Below are 2,443 nucleotides of genomic sequence, written 5' to 3'. Positions count from 1 at the left end.
CGAGCTTCTTCCTGTCGTTCTTCAGCTTCTCCGGCGGGGCCGTCGTATGAGTGCCCCGGACACCTTCGCGGACGGCTTCGAGGTGCCGCTGCATCGCTCGCTGACCGAGCCGATTCTGCTTGGCGGTGCGCCGCGCACCGTGGCGATCGCCAACGGCACGCTGGCCGCCGCCGTCGGGCTGGGCCTGCAACTGTGGATTCCCGGCGTGGTGCTCTGGATCGTCGGCCATTCGCTGGCGGTGTGGGGTGCGCGCGTCGATCCGCAGTTCATGCAGGTCTTCGCCCGGCACATCAAGCACCGCTCGCTGCTGGACGTGTGAGGGGAGGACGCCGCGATGCTGAACCTCGCCGAATACCGCCAGCGCCCGGCCTTGCTTGCCGACTGGCTGCCCTGGGCCGGACTGGTCGCGCCGGGCGTCGTCTTGAACAAGGACGGCAGTTTCCAGCGCACGGCCCGGTTTCGCGGGCCTGACCTCGACAGCGCGACGCAAGGCGAGCTGATCGCCACGTCAGCGCGGTTGAACAACGCGCTGCGCCGCATGGGATCGGGCTGGGCGCTATTCATCGAAGCCGAGCGCCGGCCTGCGGCCGATTATCCGCACTCGGAGTTTCCCGAGCCGCTTTCGTGGGTGGTGGAGGAAGAACGCCGGGCCGCCTTCGAGGAATCGGGCAATCACTTCGAGAGCGGCTATCACCTGACGCTGCTTTACCTGCCGCCGGAAGAATCCCGCGCCCGTGCAGCCAAGATGCTCTACGAGAACACGCCGACGAATGGCGTGGACTGGCGCGAGCGGCTGCAAGCCTTCGTCGCGGAGACGGATCGCGTCTTTGACCTGCTCGACGGCGTGATGCCGGAAATTGACTGGCTCGATGACGCGCAGACGCTGACCTACCTGCACGCGACCATCTCGACGCGGCGCTATCGCGTGGGCGTGCCCGAAGTGCCGTTCCACATCGACGCGCTGCTGACCGATTCCGCGCTGGTCGGCGGCCTGGCGCCCATGCTGGGCGACCAGCACCTGCGGCTGGTGTCGGTGCGGGGCTTCCCGACCTCGACCTGGCCGGGGATTCTGGACGACCTCAACCGCCTCGGTTTTGCGTACCGCTGGAGCACGCGCTTTCTCTGCCTCGACAAAGCCGAGGCGGAAAAAGAACTTTCCCGCCTGCGCCGCCAGTGGTTCGCCAAGCGCAAGAACGTCATCGCGCTGCTGCGCGAAACGATCTTCCAGCAGGAAAGCCCGCTGGTCGATACCGACGCCAACAACAAGGCCGCCGATGCCGACGCCGCCTTGCAGGAGTTGGGCAGCGATCAAGTCGCCTTCGGCTATCTGACGGCGACCGTCACCGTCATGGACGAGGACGCCGCCGTCGCAGACGAGAAGCTGCGCATGGTGGAGCGCGTCATCCAGGGTCGGGGCTTCGTCACCATCCCTGAAACGCTCAATGCCGTGGATGCCTGGCTGTCCTCGCTCCCCGGCAATGCTTACGCCAACGTGCGCCAGCCCATCGTCTCGACGCTGAATCTGGCGCACATGATGCCGGTGTCGGCGGTATGGGCCGGGCCGGAGAAGAACGAACACCTCGACGGCCCCCCGCTGATCGTGACACGCACCGACGGCGCCACGCCGTTCCGGCTGGTGACGCACATCGGCGACGTGGGCCATACGCTGGTCGCGGGGCCGACCGGCATGGGCAAGTCGGTCTTGCTCGCCACGCTGGCGATGCAATTTCGCCGCTATCGCGGCTCGCGCATCTTCGCCTTCGACATGGGCCGCTCCATGCGGGCCGCCATCCTCGGCCTGGGCGGCGAACACTACGACCTGGGCACGGATGGCGAAATCGCCTTCCAGCCACTCGCGCGCATCGACCGTGAGGGCTACCGCACCTGGGCCGCCGAATGGATCGAAGGCCGCTTGCTGCACGAAGGCGTGGCGATCGGCCCCGACGAGAAGGCGGCTATCTGGTCGGCGCTGGGAAGTCTCGCCGGTGCGCCGGTGGAGCAGCGCACGATGACGGGACTTTCCGTGCTGCTGCAATCGAACACGCTGCGACAAGCGCTGTCGCCCTATGTGCTGGGTGGCGCCCACGGCAAGCTGCTGGACGCCGACCACGACCGGCTGGGCATGGCCGACGTGCAGTGCTTCGAGATGGAGGAGCTGATGCACAGCAAGGCCGCCGTCATGGCCGTGCTGCATTACCTCTTTGCGCGTTTCGATGAACGCTTCGACGGGGCGCCCACGCTGCTGATCCTTGATGAAGCGTGGCTGTTCCTCGATGACCCGGTGTTTGCCGCGCGTATCCGCCAGTGGCTCAAGACACTGCGCAAGAAGAACGTCAGCGTCATCTTCGCCACGCAGAGCCTCGCCGACATCAAGGATTCGAGCATCGCGCCCGCGATCATCGAGAGCTGCGCGAGTCGGATTTTCTTGCCCAACCCGCAGGCC

General features: G+C 66.6%; 2 protein-coding genes. Both read left to right on the top strand.

The genetic code is table 11. The features are described from left to right. Positions 1-46: 46 nt before the first annotated feature. Complete coding sequence (locus tag APY03_RS25655) at positions 47-319, top strand: VirB3 family type IV secretion system protein (RefSeq protein WP_068681373.1); 273 nt, start codon at positions 47-49, stop codon at positions 317-319. A gap of 15 nt (positions 320-334) precedes the next feature. Next, positions 335-2,443, top strand: a 2,109-nt coding sequence (gene trbE / locus APY03_RS25650; protein ID WP_068681371.1) for a conjugal transfer protein TrbE, incomplete at its 3' end; no start/stop codon positions are given.

Origin of the sequence: Variovorax sp. WDL1 (assembly GCF_001541225.1) — a bacterium.
In the GTDB taxonomy this organism is placed as follows: domain Bacteria; phylum Pseudomonadota; class Gammaproteobacteria; order Burkholderiales; family Burkholderiaceae_C; genus Variovorax.
The sequence above is the reverse complement of the archived record's forward strand: the minus strand, read 5'-3'. Positions and strand labels throughout refer to the sequence as shown.